13 protein-coding genes and 1 pseudogene are annotated in these 16,382 nt (G+C 40.0%); 10 read left to right on the top strand and 4 right to left on the bottom strand.

Annotation, left to right across the window (positions count from 1 at the left end; genetic code table 11):
* Positions 1–120: 120 nt before the first annotated feature.
* Positions 121–1,566: a bifunctional 2-methylcitrate dehydratase/aconitate hydratase gene (locus PING_RS08215; protein ID WP_011769931.1), complete on the top strand. Its 1,446-nt coding sequence runs from the start codon at positions 121–123 to the stop codon at positions 1,564–1,566.
* A 227-nt stretch (positions 1,567–1,793) separates the two neighbouring features.
* Complete coding sequence (locus PING_RS08220; protein WP_011769932.1) at positions 1,794–2,210, top strand: GFA family protein; 417 nt, start codon at positions 1,794–1,796, stop codon at positions 2,208–2,210.
* Positions 2,211–2,326: 116 nt separating this feature from the next.
* On the opposite strand, the gene PING_RS08225 is transcribed toward PING_RS08220, so the two are convergent.
* Entirely contained in the window at positions 2,327–3,523 is a 1,197-nt protein-coding gene (locus PING_RS08225; RefSeq protein ID WP_011769933.1) for an MFS transporter, read from the bottom strand.
* A 798-nt stretch (positions 3,524–4,321) separates the two neighbouring features.
* On the opposite strand from PING_RS08225, the gene zapE reads away from it, so the two are divergent.
* A complete protein-coding gene (gene zapE / locus PING_RS08230) occupies positions 4,322–5,512 on the top strand; it encodes a cell division protein ZapE (RefSeq protein ID WP_011769934.1) in 1,191 nt (396 codons plus the stop codon).
* A 234-nt stretch (positions 5,513–5,746) separates the two neighbouring features.
* Here zapE and PING_RS08235 read toward each other — a convergent pair whose 3' ends face one another.
* A complete protein-coding gene (locus PING_RS08235) occupies positions 5,747–6,040 on the bottom strand; it encodes a hypothetical protein (protein WP_011769935.1) in 294 nt (97 codons plus the stop codon).
* A gap of 725 nt (positions 6,041–6,765) precedes the next feature.
* Between PING_RS08235 and PING_RS08240 the strand changes: the two genes are divergently transcribed.
* The 5 genes from PING_RS08240 (at position 6,766) to PING_RS08260 (ending at position 13,258) form a co-directional block, all read left to right on the top strand.
* The gene (locus tag PING_RS08240) at positions 6,766–8,241 is read left to right on the top strand and encodes an FAD-dependent oxidoreductase (RefSeq protein WP_011769936.1); all 1,476 of its coding nucleotides are present in this window, start codon (positions 6,766–6,768) and stop codon (positions 8,239–8,241) included.
* Positions 8,242–8,341: 100 nt separating this feature from the next.
* Positions 8,342–9,016: an ABC transporter ATP-binding protein gene (locus PING_RS08245; RefSeq protein WP_011769937.1), complete on the top strand. Its 675-nt coding sequence runs from the start codon at positions 8,342–8,344 to the stop codon at positions 9,014–9,016.
* Positions 9,016–11,457 carry an FtsX-like permease family protein gene (locus PING_RS08250; protein ID WP_011769938.1) on the top strand — a complete coding sequence of 814 codons (2,442 nt, stop codon included), beginning with the start codon at positions 9,016–9,018 and terminating at the stop codon, positions 11,455–11,457. Before PING_RS08245 ends, PING_RS08250 begins: the two co-directional genes overlap by 1 nt.
* On the top strand, positions 11,448–12,581 hold the full coding sequence (locus tag PING_RS08255; RefSeq protein WP_041766230.1) for a lipocalin-like domain-containing protein: 1,134 nt from the start codon (positions 11,448–11,450) through the stop codon (positions 12,579–12,581). The genes PING_RS08250 and PING_RS08255 overlap by 10 nt, the downstream gene beginning before the upstream one ends.
* Before the next feature lie 191 nt (positions 12,582–12,772).
* Positions 12,773–13,258, top strand: a complete 486-nt coding sequence (locus tag PING_RS08260; protein WP_041766233.1) for a hypothetical protein — start codon at positions 12,773–12,775, stop codon at positions 13,256–13,258.
* A 734-nt stretch (positions 13,259–13,992) separates the two neighbouring features.
* Here the strand turns inward: PING_RS08260 and PING_RS20540 are convergent.
* Both PING_RS20540 and PING_RS08270 read right to left on the bottom strand, forming a co-directional pair.
* Entirely contained in the window at positions 13,993–14,337 is a 345-nt protein-coding gene (locus PING_RS20540) for a hypothetical protein (protein ID WP_157035329.1), read from the bottom strand.
* Between the two features lie 6 nt (positions 14,338–14,343).
* Complete coding sequence (locus tag PING_RS08270) at positions 14,344–14,598, bottom strand: hypothetical protein (protein WP_041766236.1); 255 nt, start codon at positions 14,596–14,598, stop codon at positions 14,344–14,346.
* A gap of 1,135 nt (positions 14,599–15,733) precedes the next feature.
* Here PING_RS08270 and PING_RS21815 point away from each other — a divergent pair.
* The gene (locus tag PING_RS21815) at positions 15,734–15,997 is read left to right on the top strand and encodes a hypothetical protein (RefSeq protein WP_049752956.1); all 264 of its coding nucleotides are present in this window, start codon (positions 15,734–15,736) and stop codon (positions 15,995–15,997) included.
* A 21-nt stretch (positions 15,998–16,018) separates the two neighbouring features.
* Positions 16,019–16,350, top strand: a pseudogene (locus PING_RS21820) (transposase); the annotation flags it as partial.
* Positions 16,351–16,382 lie beyond the last annotated feature (32 nt).

Below are 16,382 nucleotides of genomic sequence, written 5' to 3' on the forward strand. Positions count from 1 at the left end.
ACTACGTCATGCATAGCCTCGAACGCCTACTTTTGATACTGTACCTTATCTGGTCGTCGACCGCGGTCGAGATGACAGTCTCATTTTTATTAGAATATCGATAATTATCTGGAGTTATGCATGAGTACTAATGTTGAATCAAATATTAAACCGGACTATGACCAACCCATCAAAGATATAACCAATTATGTGACCGATTATGCGATAAAAAATGACCATTTGTATGATACCGCCCGTTTTTGTTTAATGGATACTCTGGGCTGTGGTCTTTTAGCACTTAGATACCCGGAATGCAGCAAACATTTAGGACCCATAGTTCGTGGAACCATAGTGCCCAACGGTGCGCGAGTCCCGGGTACTCAATTTGAAATGGACCCCATTAAAGCTGCGTTTGATATTGGTTGTATTATCCGGTGGCTAGATTTTAATGATACCTGGTTAGCCGCTGAGTGGGGCCACCCCTCGGATAACATGGGCGGAATTTTAGCGGTTGCTGATTATGTTTCACGTCAAAGCCTGGCCAGCGGTTATGAACCACTGACTATGAAAGATGTGCTCACGGCCATGGTCAAAGCACATGAGATCCAGGGAGTGCTAGCGTTAGAGAATAGTTTTAACCGGGTAGGGCTGGACCATGTGATTTTAGTCAAGATAGCGACCACAGCGGTGGTGACTCAAATGTTGGGCGGGGGATCTGAAGAAATAATGGATGCACTTTCCCAGGCACTGGTCGATGGGCAAAGTTTGCGAACTTATCGGCACTCGCCAAATGCCGGTTCACGTAAATCCTGGGCAGCTGGTGATGCGACCAGTCGGGCAGTGCGTTTAGCGATGATCACTTTGTCGGGCGAAATGGGTTATCCGGGCGTATTAAGCGCCAAAAACTGGGGGTTTTATGACGTGTTGTTTGGCGGTAAAGAATTTAAATTGCAGCAACCTTATGGTGAATATGTCATGGATAATGTGTTATTTAAAATTTCTTATCCCGCAGAATTCCATGCTCAGACTGCGGTTGAATGTGCGGCTAACTTGCACCACAAGGTGGTCAATTGTTTAACTGAAATAGATCGCGTTGAATTAACAACACACCAATCAGCCATTCGAATTATCAGCAAACAAGGTGCGCTGCATAATCCGGCCGATCGCGATCACTGTTTGCAATACATGGTCGCCATAGGATTAATTTTTGGTGATTTAAATGCGGACCACTATGAAGATGAAGTAGCAGCTGATGGTCGTATTGATACGTTAAGATCAAAAATGCATGTCATTGAAGATAAGTCTTACAGTGAGGATTATCTCGACCCTGAAAAACGCAGCATAGCTAACGCAATTCAAATTTTCTTTAAAGATGGCAGCAGCACAGAAAAAGTGGTAATGGAATATCCGATTGGTCATAAACTTCGCAGAGAAGAAGGGATCCCGTTGCTACAAGCCAAATTTGAACGTAATGTTAAAACACGATTCCCTGATAAACATGCAAGGACAATAGTGGAAATCTGCAGTGACAAGCAAGAGTTCGAAGCAATGCCGGTAAATGAATTTATGGATTTGCTGGTTATTTGAGATGAAGAGTTTTTACCGATAGTCTGTTTAGGTTGTTTGTAAAATATTTTGTTTTATTTCTATTAAATCAAGGTCAAAAGCGTTAGCGCTGTGAAACGTCTTTGACCTTTTCTTTTAATGAAAATTTTTCAGCTTCAACGGGTTCTCAAATATAGTATTCCTGCACCATATCACAAGATCACATCTTTAATACATTTGGTATAAATAGATATTAATAAGGATATATTATGAAAATTAACGGACGCTGCCATTGTGGTGAAGTTGTATACAGTGCAGAAATAGATGAAAATAAAGTAGTAAATTGTCATTGCACAGATTGCCAAGTGATGTCGAGTGGGCCTTTTCGTAGTGTGGTAATGTCATTACCTAATGCGGTTACTTTTAGCGCGACGCAGCCCAAAGAATACATAAAAACGGCTGAAAGTGGTAATAAACGAGCCCAAGGTTTTTGTGCTAACTGCGGTACGTCACTCTATGCAACCTCGGTAGGTGAAGGCAATAAAGTTTATGGCTTACGGCTAGGCGCGATAGAGCAACGAGAGCAGCTTATCCCTAAAGCACAAATATGGTGTCGCTCTGCTGCACCATGGCTTAAAGAATTAAATAGTATTACAGCATTTGATACTGTACCACCGGCAAAATAATGTGTATGTAAGCCTGAGCTGACTGCAATTGTCGTCAGTTAATTGCAGCCAGCTTTATATTAAACAGCTTCATCAATTTCAATTTATTTTATTAAGTGGTTTTAAAGCATTTGTACTTAAAGTGACTCGCTCAAAGTAATGTTACGCCCGCCTAAATAACCAAACACACCACAGAGCAGACTTGCTAAAGCACATAACCACAGTACAGGTGCCCAGCTTTCAAAGTGAGTATGCAAAGATCCTGCAAACATGGGGCCGATAGCAGCAAGTAAGTAACCTACGCACTGCGCCATACCCGACAGCGATGAGGCTTGGCCTGAGTGATGTGTGCGTAAACTAATATATGACAGTCCTAAAATAAAAATTGCCCCGGCACAAAAGCCTAAAGTGGTTGACCATATAAAAGCATAATTTGGTAAATACAGTAACCCTAATGAACAAAAGCACCCAATTAACGCCAATCCCAGGGCAAGTAAACGTTGATCTTTTAATTTTCCTAATAGCGGAATAAGTACAATTCCGGGCACAGCAGAGGCGAGTTGAAATGCACCATGCAGCACGCCAGCTTGCTGTGCATCGAGGCCGCCCTCCATTAATATATTAGGTAACCAAGCAATCATCACATAAGTAAAAAATGAATTAAGACCCAAACACAAAGTAATATGCCACGCCAAAGCATGATGCCAAATTTTACCCTGGGTATCCGGTTGAGTAATATCTCTAGTTGGTTTGGTATGTAACTTTAATTGCGGTAACCAAACAAGGAGACTTATTAGCGTCACTAATCCGTAACTGGCTAAAGCAATTTGCCAACCTATTTCTTTATAGGCGGCTAAAGGAATAAGTAAGGCAGAATAACTACCAGCAAAAATCCCCATAGCGAGTACATAGGCAGAGGTCATTACCGCGACTTTATGCGGAAAATCACGCTTAATTAAACTCGGTAACAATACATTACCAATGGCAATTCCGGCCCCAATGACGGCAGTACCAATATAAAGCACAACAGCAGAATCTATCAGCCGGGAACTCAGCCCTAAACCAATCAGCACTAACGCAACAAACAGTGATATTTCAAGGCCTTGCTTTTTAGCTAAGCTCGTTGCCATTGGCGAGGCGATAGCAAATGCGAGTAATGGCAAAGTGGTTAGCATACCCGCTTGAGGAGCGCTTAATGCAAAGCTCTCAATAATTTGATCAAGTACTGGTCCAATACCTGTTATTGGTCCACGTAGATTAGCGGCGATAAATAAAATACCAAGGATCAAAATAGCAGATGAGAAAATAGAGCGGGTAGGCAAAACTGGATGCACAATAAAACTCAATAGTTAGAAAAAAGTCCTAGGATGATAGCAGAGAGAGACAGGTACACGCATTAATTTATAGCTTTGATTTGTCTGCAATCATCGGATTATCTTCATGATTATTAATATTTTTTTTTGTTATATCGGCAGATTATTTTTAGCTCGCTCAATGCTAAGTCCGATATTCCCCCTATCTCAAGTACTTCCGCTTGAATAGCTTATTATGGGTTTTCACGCTGACAATTCCAGCACATTTCAAAAGAAGGATCATTTTTCTCAGAACCATATTTACAAATCCAATCCGTTTCTTTATTACTCTTCTGCGATAATGTTGTGATTTCTACTGCACGATCAAAATATTAATCGCCATAAACCCAAACTTCAGGTCAAGAATCGAAGGGTGATATTCGTACTCACCCAAGTACGTGGATTGAAACCTACCATTATTGATGTGGCCAGCTATAAGACAACCTAGTACCTCAGTTCATAATAATTAAAGCATAATCTTCGTTATAAAATTGATGCTATCGCCAGGCTCGCTTTCCCCGAATCAAGCGTCGTATTTCTCCAGTGAATTCGGACACTGTTTTTTTGTTTTGTAAGTCGTAAGGGGGCGAAAGCGCCTTAGCGAAATCGTTCAAGCAGTGCATGAATATTAAAATCAACTTTGCTGTAAGGAGCTTTTGTTTTGCTCGCTACCGGGAGAAATGCATGCAGCGTGCGACAACAGTAAATCACATTTGGCTGCGGCGCTAAAAACAGTTATAGTTCGCGTCTAAATTTAGTCATTGTTTGGAGATGTTCACTATGCCTGATGGGTCAAGCAGTACACTGACAGTTAACTCCCCACTTGGCGTATATCAAGCGCAATTGGGTAGCAAGCTTGTTGACGATCCCTCACAACTACAAGCAATAATTGCTCTGGATGCACTGTTTAGCCAATTAAATCAGCAAAGTACAACGTCACCCGGGCCCATTAAAGGGCTTTACCTGTGGGGCGACGTGGGACGGGGTAAAACATTTTTAATGGACTTGTTTTATGATTGCTTGCCACAGGAAGGCAAACTGAGACTGCACTTTCATCATTTTATGGCACGCATTCATCACGCCCTCAAAGAGCATGCAGGTCAACAAGATCCTTTGGTGCTCATTGCCAAAGACCTGGCTAAAGAATGCCATATATTGTGTTTTGATGAGTTTTTTGTTTCCGACATTGGCGATGCCATGATACTGGCAGGTTTGTTTGCATCTTTGTTTAAACAAGGGGTGGTGTTAGTCGCTACGTCGAATATACCCATCGAGCGTTTATATGAAAATGGCTTAGCCCGGCATAAATTTTTGCCCTGCATTGCCCTGCTACAACAACATACGCAAATGTTGCATCTGGACGGTGAGCAAGATCACCGCTTACATCAACTAGATGTACAACAAAATGAAACTGGGTTTATCACCCCATCCAGGCATGTGGGAATGACTGGGGAAATGGATTTTTCAGCTGTTTTTTCTGAACTAACGCAAGCCACTCCCTCAGCAAAAACCAACCATAGCAGCATCAACATCTGCCACCGTGAGATCACTGTGGTTTGCGCCACTGACAGCAATATTCCAAACTCAATTGTGTGGTTCGACTTTTACGCTTTGTGTGATGGCCCCCGTTCGCAACTTGACTATATGGAAATTGCCACTCGCTTTAATACTGTGATGATAAGTGGTGTACCGCAATTAGGTGGCCAGGTACGGGGATGGATTAAGGCCCGTGGCACCGAAGATGGCATAGGTGATAACCAGGCTACCAGCACTGGTGAGCGTATATTATCTTATGCGGCTAATGACGATATGGCCCGGCGTTTTATCAGCCTAATTGATGAGTTATATGAGCAAAAAGTAAGGCCCTATTTAAGCTGTGATGTGCCATTTGCCGAGCTTTATTTAGAAGGCGCACTGATATTTGAATTTCGCCGCACGTATAGTCGCCTGATTGAAATGAGTCAGGGCTAAGTAAGTTTTCTCAGAAGCAAAAAGTTGTTGTTAGGGGGACGCCATCCTTTACGTGTGTGACATGCCATTACTCATAAGCCTGTCACTTGTTTGGTTTAACCCGATGCCCGAATCAAGACAACTTGTTCCACTAAGTTTGGTGAAAATCAATATATAGAAACATCACCTGACGTTGCTCAAAAGCTACTTGAAACAATATCTTCAATATTAGTTTTTAAATGAAAAAAACGAGCCTTAGCGGGCGCTGTTATCATCAGCATATTTCAAACCGGAGTATTGCTGAATAGCCGTCGTATTAGCGAGATGCACCTGGTAGTTAGCGTCATTTAATCCATCAACTAGCCAATACCAGTTGAACGTAGACTCAACGACTAAGCCTGCCAATTGCAGCTTGAATGGGGAAAGAAATAGGAGAATTTGTTTTATGTCATTAGGTAATTTGCGTCGAGCTATAACATCACCCGTTTTATCTTTAATTGAAAAAACACTGTTATTTGAATGTAAGTCAATGCCACCATATAGTTTCATTTTAAAGCCCTCGTTTTAGCTATGTGTATAACATATACTCTAGGCTTGAACGTGAATCGTAGGAACTTACTATATGATTATCAAGTCTTTCATTTTGCAGTTTGTTAATAATTAGTATCTATTCTAGGTCGTAATGGGGGAGTTTGTGTCTTAGCTTTCTGAGTCGCAAAGGGGCACAAACCGCCTTAGAACTTTTACTCTATTTATGATGATACGATTTAGTTTTAACTCTCTTTCTAACAGGTACTATGCTCTTTCGACGCTAGATTCTATTTCTTTAAAGCCAAGCTTTTTCAACACAGAAGATCTTCGAGCATTCCAAGAATGAACACCAACCCACACAGTGTCTCTGTAACCAGTTCTTTATATGTGAAATTGCAATGATTTGCACATTTCCATTGCGATGCATTGTCCCAACAAACTCGGAACTACTCAATATGCCAAAGCCAAACTGTTTTCTTTTGGAAGTAGAGTCACCTGAGTCATAATTGCTGAATCTGACCTTGGATTTACTGCTTGTATTAATAATTGAAATAATGCACAAATAAACGAACTAATTTTACATTCTCACCGTATAAGTTAAGTATCTATAATTTATCTGAATTAGAGTCGCAAACTACACAATATGTAACATCATTGTCCCTTTTGCGCCAACCAATGAAAATGAATTAATAGAAGATTAACTAAATCAACAATGAATTTTAGTAAGGCAGGTAAATAACATTATGGTAAATTCACAAAAAAGTAAAAAAATCGCAATTATAGGTGGCGGCATAGCAGGGGCTTCTGTTGCTTTATATTTAAGTGAAATAGGACTTGAAGTCAGCTTGTTTGAAAAAGGAACAAGCTTAGTCAATGGTCCTCCTATTTGTCATTTGCATGCTGGTGGTAACTTATATCGTGAAATACCCGATAGCCAATGTGTCACCTTACTAAAAGAGTCTATTGAAACGCTGCGTTTATTTCCTGACTCTATTGATTACCGTCCGACAGTCATTGCTGTCCCTAAAAGAGACAGTGGGGATGCGCTTGCATTATTACCTCGTTTAAAAATGCTAACACAGGAATATGAACAACTCATTCAGCAAGATGCTAGTAATGAAGTGCTGGGCGCACCGAAAGATTATTATCGTTTATTTGAATTAGAAGAGATGCAAAAATTAGCAAAGCTCGATGAAGTCGCAGTACCTAGTACATCAGAAGAGTGGATGATTCCGATTGCTAAGCATGTTGATTTATCAACCCTTAAATTTCCATTAGTACTGGTGCAAGAATTTGGTTGGAATGTATTTCGATTGGGTGCAAGTGCTGCATTATCATTAGAAAAGAATCCGAAAAGCAAAATCCTGCTGAAGACTAAAGTTAATCAGTTAACGCACACAGAAGGTAAAGGTTGGAAAGTGTTTTTTGAGCAAAACCAACAAGAATCCGTTGAATATTTTGATTACATAATTAATGCCGCAGGTTTTAAAAGCGGTGAAATAGACGACGCAGCAGGTTTTCACAAGCAACGTATTGTCGAGTTCAAGGCTGCTTATGTAACGCAATGGGAAGGAACTGGTAGCTTTTGGCCTGAAGTTATTTTTCACGGTGAGCGGGGCACACCTCATGGGATGGCACAGTTTACACCTTATCCAGACAACGTAATACAATTGCACGGTATGACTGAAGAAATCACCTTATTTGATGAAGGACTTATTGCGAATGATAAAAACAGTGCGCAACCTAAGCTAGGCAAGTCTTTTTTAGATAAAATTTATAAAGGCTGGTCTTTGGATGAAGTTAAACTACGCACTGAGCGAGCTATTGATTATATGGCGGAGTTTATACCTAGTTTCTCGAGAGCAAAGGTAACTGATGTTCCATTATTCGGCGCGCAACAAATACCTGGTGATGATGCAAACCTTCGCGCTGCAGGTGTTTCATTTGAAGACAATAACTATGCACGTTGTGAAATAGTCAAAGCCTCTTCAGTCTTAACCTGCGCTGATGAAATAACAAAACGGTTAATTACATTAGGTTATGTTAATAAATCGGTTCAAGGTTGCAGAGAGTTTGCAATTACTAACTCTATTAGTGATGAGGCAATTACCCAACGCGCTTTAACCTATACCAAACAACGTGGGTATCCAAGTGGATTAGCTTATCGAAATATTAAACAAACGTTTAATCAGACAGAATTACAAGTGAGTTTTGCTTAATAAAATCAATAAAAACACCGCTTTTATTAAGCATAATCAGTCGTTAGAGATACTTGTTGATGCATCTGCAGAGTGTTTGGATATATATCAAGGAGAAAATGTGTCTTTAATTATTGAATCGCTAAATCATCAAATCATAGACGGTAATAAAACGCGTAACTTGCTGTCGAATATTGATTTATCCGTGTCACAGGGGGAGTGTGTCGCCCTAATGGGGGATAGCGGCAGTGGTAAAACCACCTTACTTAACCTTATTGCCGGGTTAGAGCCCATTCAGCAAGGTAGTATTAAGGTTGCTGATCTGCAATTGGGACAGGCGACTGAAAAGGCACTGAGTGAATTAAGGAAAAAACAGATAGGTATTATTTTCCAACAGTATAATTTACTCTCTAGCTTATCTGTTCGCGACAACATTGAATTTAGCGCGCGTTTAGCCGGGCGCTATGACCCTCTGATTTGTAATAAACTGGTTAATCAGTTAGATATTTTTTCATTATTAGATCATTATCCCGCGACGCTTTCGGGAGGTGAAATGCAGCGGGTTGCTATCGCTCGAGCCCTTTGTGCCCAACCCCATTTATTACTTGCGGATGAACCAACGGGTAATCTCGATGAACACAATGGTGCTTGTGTCGTGACCCTATTAGTTGAACTCGCAAAACGTCAAAACACCGCATTATTGCTGGTTACTCACAGTGTTAATGTCGCACAGAAAATGGATAAAATATATCACTTGGCAAAAGGTAAATTATCTCTAGTTAAGGGAGCGTTTTAGTGGCTTTCTTAATTCCCCAAATGGTTACTCCAGTCGCTAAAATTAAAAAATGGTTTAACCAAGATCTTTATTTGGTATTAAAAACCCAAGTTGCAGAATACAAAAACAAACCACTCCTACACCTTGCCTTTATACTCAGTTTAGCAATAGCAACCAGTACATTGTTATCTGTTTTGGTGTTAAATCATGCCAGTAGAGAGCAATATCAACAAGCAAATTCTTTGTTAAAAAATCCCGTGGGTTTTCATATTATTGCCCAGCAGGGAAGTAAACTGAAGAAAGAAGATTTTTTCAGCTTAAGAAAAAAAGGTTTTACCCAAATAACCCCAGTGCTAACCTTTCGTAAAAAACTGACTAACGGCAAATATACTACCTTCACCGCGATCGATTTATTGGCACTCAGTTTGATAAAAGCAGAGCACTTTAATAGCCAAAGTGTATCACTGACGGAGGAGTACGCTAGATCCCTATTATTATTCAATGGGGGAAGTAAAAATCAGGATAAACAATTTTTTTTAGCTGACAATCGCGCTATCCCCTTCAGCATTAGACCAGCAGGACAATGGCAAGATCAAGCATTACTCGATATAACCCTTGCTTGGAAACTATTTCCAGAAGAGGGGGATTTTAGTTATCTACTGGTTGCACCCTTGAGTGAGCAAAGTAAAGAAATACTGGAATCTGTTTTACCGACACATTTATCTTTATATAAACCATGGTCAGTAGAAGAACGTCAAGGTTTTGCAGATGCACTGCATCTCAATCTCAATGCGCTGGCTATTTTAGGTTTTATTGTCAGTTTATTTATTGCTTTTCAGGCGGCTAACCAGGCATGGCGAAAACGCGCTCAATTAACAGCACAGTTACGCTTATTAGGCGTGCAGTTGTTTACCATAAAAATTGCAGTGATAATTGAAGCATTATTTTTAGTTACCATGGCCACTGTACTAGGGATTTTACTGGCCATCGGCTTAGTTTCTATTTTACTCCCCCTATTAGGTTTAACCCTTAAACAATTATATTCCCTAAACAGCAGTGGGCATTTTATATGGCAGTGGTCGTATAATTTATGGGCATTTTTCATTTCATCGCTTGCAGTCCTGCTGGCATTAATGAAGCAGTTTAAGCTGCTCTCCAGTAAATATATCGCTCGTTCTGCTCACTTGCAACGTGAGCTATTCTCTGCTCGAAAACACCTCATAGCAACGTTTCTGCTGTTAGCTTTATTTATACTTTGGCCAAATAATAACTGGTTACAGTTAATGATTAAATACGGTTTGTTATTGATGGCAAGTATTGTTTTTTTGCCTGTTTTTTTACAATTAACCCTTTTTTTAGGTGCTAACTTAGGTAAATCGTTCCGCTTTAAGTTCCTTATTAAAGATGCGTATCAGCAGATAAAACGGCGTTATTTACCGCTTGCGTCTTTTTATTTGGCGCTAACGGCCAGTATTGCTGCGGCGTTATTGGTCAATAGCTTTGAAAGCGCTTTTGTACGCTATCTTGATCAGCAATTAAATGCAGACATTTTTATTCGCCACAAGGCTTGGCAAAAAGAAACTATAGAGGATTGGTTAGGGACTCAATCCGCACTAAAAGAATATACTCTGTTTCAGCATACTTGGGCAAAAATAGAAACCGAGTCAGTTAAGCTAGTCAATCACCAATCCTTGCGCCAGTTGGAATCACTGCTGCTTAAATCGTCTGACCATAGTGATGAAGAGGGTTGTTATATCAATGAGCAGCTGGCCTTGAAAAAAAAGCTAAACATAGGGGGGGAAATAAAAATAACACAAGGCAAACAAGTTTATCAATGCAATGTAAAAGGAGTCTACTACGAGTATGGATACCCGGGTTATTCTGTTACCGTTGACAATGCGCCATTAACCACTCATTTTAGTGGCTGGGCCGATACAGGATTTGGTTTGTTTTTTGAATCGGGGCAGTTGATTACAAAACAAGAGATTATAACGGCATTAAAACTCGATTCTCAACAGGTATATCAACCGCAGCAGATTAAAATTTTGGCTCTGGAAATTTTTTCGCAAACCTTTATTCTGATCCAGGCTATTACAGCGGTTTTATTATTGGTCGCCTGTTTTGGTTTATTTTTGTCCGCACAGAGTTTGGAGTTGGCTCGTAAAAGCGATTTATATATTCTTTACAGTTTGGGATATGACAAAAAGGCGCTGTTTACCCACATGTTGGTGCAATGGTTATTGCTTGTTTTATGCTCTATTATATTGAGCTGGCCGATTGCAACGCTTCTGGCTAATGCATTAGTCACAGAGGTTTTACCGGCATCTTTTGGCTGGTCTATGCCGTTGATGATCAATATTGCCCCCTTTGTTGTCAGCAGTTTGCTCGGTTTACTCTTATTAATTCCGGCGGTAAGTATTCCCCTGCTTAAACTGAATGTCAGGAAAAATTTATGTCCTTGAAAAAAGTTAATAAATACAATGGTATTTCATCTAAAAAAATATTGGTTATATTATTCATTGTCTTTTTTTTATTCTTATTGAGTATTGCTCTTTTAAGCAAAGAACCCCCGAAGGGGAACCCTCTGATGGTGCTAGCAGAGGATTATACGCAATATGAATTACCGTCAGAAAATCAAAAGATCATCTTTCCACAAGCACATTGGCCGCATAGGGGATTTCGCCATGAATGGTGGTATTTAACGGCCAATTTAAGCACTGAAAGCGGTCAGCGTTTTGCCACTCAGTGGACACTATTTCGTACTGCTATTAATGATCAGCATTGGTATTTTGCCCATGCAGCTTTAGCTGATACAACCGTTCATTTGGCCGAATTTCGTGACGGACGAGAAGAGTTAGGCAATGTTGAATTAATAAACTTTCCGTTTACTGCGCTAATAGACGATTGGAGCTGGCGCTCTTCTGCGCAGCTATTACCTGCGCAGTTAACTTATGGCAGTGCGAAGTATGGTTTAGCTGGTGGTATGGCTGACGATCCTGATTTTCCGCTAACAAACTGGCAAGTTAACCTCTTTTTAGCTGATGCCAACCCTTTTTATCTGCAGGGGGTGAACGGTTTTAGTAAAAAACATCCCAGTAAAGATATCGCCAGTTATTACTATTCACAGCCATTTATTAGTGTCAAAGGTGATATTTTATGGCAGGGGGAACGTTCGAGTGTCACTGGAACGGCTTGGTTTGACCGCGAGTGGGGATCAAAAATGCTAGCTCCGGAACAAAAAGGTTGGGACTGGTTTTCATTGCGTTTAACTAAAGACAGGGCATTGATGATTTACCGTATCCGTTCAGAGAAAAATGATTTTCTGTACGGAAGTGTAATGGATAGCAGCGGTGACATAAAAATATTAGCGACTAAGGATATCAGGCTAAAAAGTCAGGCAATGGTTCAAGGGAATTACCCGCAGGCTTTTACTCTGGAGGTTCAACCACTTGGTATCAACTTAATGATTAAGATCGTCAACGACCAGCAAGTGATGCGCTTTGGCATTGAATATTTCGAAGGTATGGTCACTTTTAGCGGCTCACACAAGGGGGAAGGATTTGTTGAAATGACCGGTTATCATTAATAAGCCATTATTTTAAGTGCGTTGTTTATCTGTTTTCACTGTGTTGAATCGTTCATTCGTTTTTTAAACCCTAAATAAAATCATCTGAATGAGCCGCGACTGCTATTGTTCTGCACTGTGAAATGTTAACCCTGCAGTGTTCTAACGTATGATTTTTCCTTGGATTAGCAGTGAGGTTCAGGTTTTTAATTTTGACTGTCAATGAATTTGAGCTAGTTTTTCTCTTGCCAGAGCAAGATATTGCATTTAACGAGTTCCATGATGCGCGTTATCCGCTTCGTTTGCGCTTGCATAAATGTAGAAGTAAGGGCAGCTGGTATTTAGTTCGATCTAGTCATGGAAAGTCAAAACATGAAAAAATAGGCAGTTATCCGCACATTAAACTAAAAGATATTTTATCTAATTTAAGACACAATTTAATTGCGGATACTGCTGAGCCAGAAAGTGAATTTCAGACAGTGGGGCAGCTTTTAAAATGGTATTTGGCGCGCACTGAACAGAACAGCCAAATCACTTCACAGCGTAAAACGACTATACGTTGGGCGATCACCCGGCATTTATTGCCCCTTATTGACGAATTACCTCTAAATCAGACAAAGTTGTTGGCCCACATTTCATCATCAAACTTATTGCACGTAATGAAAATATTATGGGTAGTAATCATCCTTGCAAAGTAAAAATAGCAAGTGTACTTGGTACTACACCAAACAGACGCGCATTATCCCTACGCACTCACTATGAAAATGTGAATGCAGTTCTTGGTAATTACTACTGGGTGGGGTTGAGTCATACAACCCGGCTAAAGACCAATTTTTTAAACGTTTGATTACTGTTCTGAACAATGGTCGTTCTAACTCTTAATTGGATAAGCGGGTCTGTAGTGGCGAGTAATGTTAGCCACAAATTTGTAGCTTTGTAAGTAGGTTTGAGGGTGAAAGCCAGGTAGTTTATTTACTCTAATATTGCGCTGTAATCTAATTGAACTGGCTCTGTTTAGGAAAAAATGATTGGGCGATTAATCTCCAAAAGTAAACTCATTTCAAAATGCCGTGATGTGAAAGTTCACTCAATAGCAGCAAGAAACATATCCGGTAGACCAACACGCTGTTTTTATTCAAGGTTAATAAAATGTCAGTACATTCAGAAAACTAGGAAAACTTAAAATGGTTTCCTTGGATTCCGCTTTTTGTTCATATTAACGTTTATCAGGTAATTCCTAAGACTGCGGGAATCTATCGTATTCGGGCTAAAGGTGCAGAGCCATTGGTCTATATTGGCCAAACTAATCGTGATGGCGTGAATAGCTTACTTAGGTATACAAACAACTTAAAAGCTAAAGAACTAAAGCGATAAGCTGATTCCTTGTTAAACTTTATGCCATTATCCTTGGCATAGAGTTCAGCAATGGTAACTAATGATTGGTCGGGTCCTCCGGCGCCTTGTACCGTCGGCGCTCCCGGGCGCGCCTGATCTCTTCTGCGCGGTAGCCCTCTTTTTCCGTTTCGGGGTGGCTGTCCTCGTAATCCTGCACTGCTTTGTCGTAATCTTCTTGTTTTTGAAATCGGCTTCTTACCGGCCGGTCTGTATAAGTTTTCTTCATTTTTAAGCTCGCCATCTTTGCCATCATTAGTCGGGAAAATACCCATGGTTTTATTGTAGCTAAGATCACGAATCGCATTCCATAAAGTAGATAGATAATCAATATTCTTCTGAATATCAGTATCAATAAACCAAAATGATTATCCAGCCCCAACATCGGCATCTACTTTTGCGTAGCTGGCTTGTCTGGTGAACTCGATTCTGTTGTCTCTTGCGTATTGTTCTGCCGATTCAACAATTCCTCGAATTGGTCCATTGATCCCTCGGACTGAGGGTGCGCCCGTAAGAGCCGTTGTTGTCCCGCGCGTATCCCGTTCTCTTCCGTTTCCACTGGGTTGTTGTACTGCAATTGTGCTTTGTAGTAGTCCACTCTCTTGCGATACTCGCTTCGCATCGGTCGGTCTGTGTGATTTTTCATTTTTAATCTCCTTATCCTTTGATTGACCAGGATTAGCAGCTTTTTAAGGACTCTATAAATAGATTGGTGCTTTTTTTAGCATTCGAACCCAGTTTGAACGGCATGATTTTAATCTAAAGTAGTACCGTAGCTAGTACCAGAAACAAAACGATTAAATAAACTTCCTTTTACGCGCTATAAAAAAACTTTTTCATATTGGGTTAGACTCCCTCTGTCTCATTCCATTATGATAATCTCTTTTTTAGGGACTCCATTTACTTAAGGCTTTTACGGATTAGAGAAATTATTGCGCATAATCATAATAAATCAGTTTTAAAATCTAATTTTTTTCCTATTCGTCTTTCTTATTCATCTAAGGTAGGAGCTCTGCAGGCTTTGCTAAACTGGCTTTCATGGGTAAAAAGGGCAGTTTTTCAATTGAAAAAAAATTAACTGCTAAACTGTTATAGTAGTAATGTAAGCATTTCAAATCTAACTCCCCCCAAAAAAACATTTTAAAAACACAGAAAACCAATTTCATTTAAATAAACATGCAGAACCAATTTTACATCAATCTTATCTAAAAAAAGGAACTAACATGCCTAACAATACAATTAATAAACTTCCGCGTAGGAACTCAGTTTTTAAGTCCGAGTTTCCAGATGGATCTATTTTCTATTCAGCTAAAATACCCCCTCCAGGAAGTCCAGCTGCAAGCATTAGATGGGTATTGGCGGATATTCAGTGGGAAGTTGAAAGCGGAAATACCAGATCCCACCTTTAGATATAGTTAAATAACGCATGTTTAGTACCTTAATTTAGTACAAACAGCACAAATCACAGGCATAAAAAAACCCGCTAGACCAGTTGGTAACTGGCGTTGCGGGTTTAGTCGGCTTTTAGTATTTTTAAAGCCTATAGGTGGTGGGATGGGGTAACTCGAACAGGGTCTGTAACAATCTGAATTTATTGTTAAATTGTTGGTTTAAATTTTCAGTGGAATACCTTATGGAATACCATTGTTTTTTTTAGAGCGGAAATAGTTAAATTTTCAACCATAATAATTCAAATCGAATCCGCGCTTCCGCCTCTGTGAAGTGGCTCAATTAGGCTAAGTTATATTGCCCGTTTAACTTGAGGTTTCGCAAGGCGGTTTGTGCTCATTTGCGAGTTAGGAAGCTGTCTCGCTTTCGCCCCCAAGCGACTTACAAAATTAAAAATAGGTAATCACTATTTATCAGGTCTTGTTGAAGTTGATGAAATTTTAATTGGTGGTGTTGTGCCTAGGAAAAGCATTAAAAATCATAGTGGTAAAAGTAAGGCAGTCGTTCTCGTAGCGGTAGAACTACTTGAACCTAAAGGTTTTGGGCGGATTCGTTTAAGACATTTTTCTGCGGCAAAAAAAGATAATATTGAATAGTTCATTATTGATGTAGTGAAACCCAGAAGTGTTATTTATAGTGATGGTTCTCCGGTATATAACCGTGCTAAAGAAAATGGATTTGCTCATCATAAACTGTTCATTTGGGCTCTGACATTGCGGCACATTTAACAATGCCAGGTGTTCATAGGGTCGCTTCATTATTAAAAAGATGGCTTTTAGGGGCATATCAAGGAGCGATACAAGAAAAACAGTTAGAGTATTATCTTAATGAATATACTTTTAGCTTTAATCGCAGGAAAGCAAAATCAAGGGGACTGCTATTCTATCGACTGCTTGAGCAGGCCGTCATAACTGCTCCGCTAACTTATGACGATATAAAAACACGATAAGCACTACATGTAGTGGCTGGTCGGTCTAAGTG

This window comes from Psychromonas ingrahamii 37 (genome assembly GCF_000015285.1).
Classification (GTDB): domain Bacteria; phylum Pseudomonadota; class Gammaproteobacteria; order Enterobacterales; family Psychromonadaceae; genus Psychromonas; species Psychromonas ingrahamii.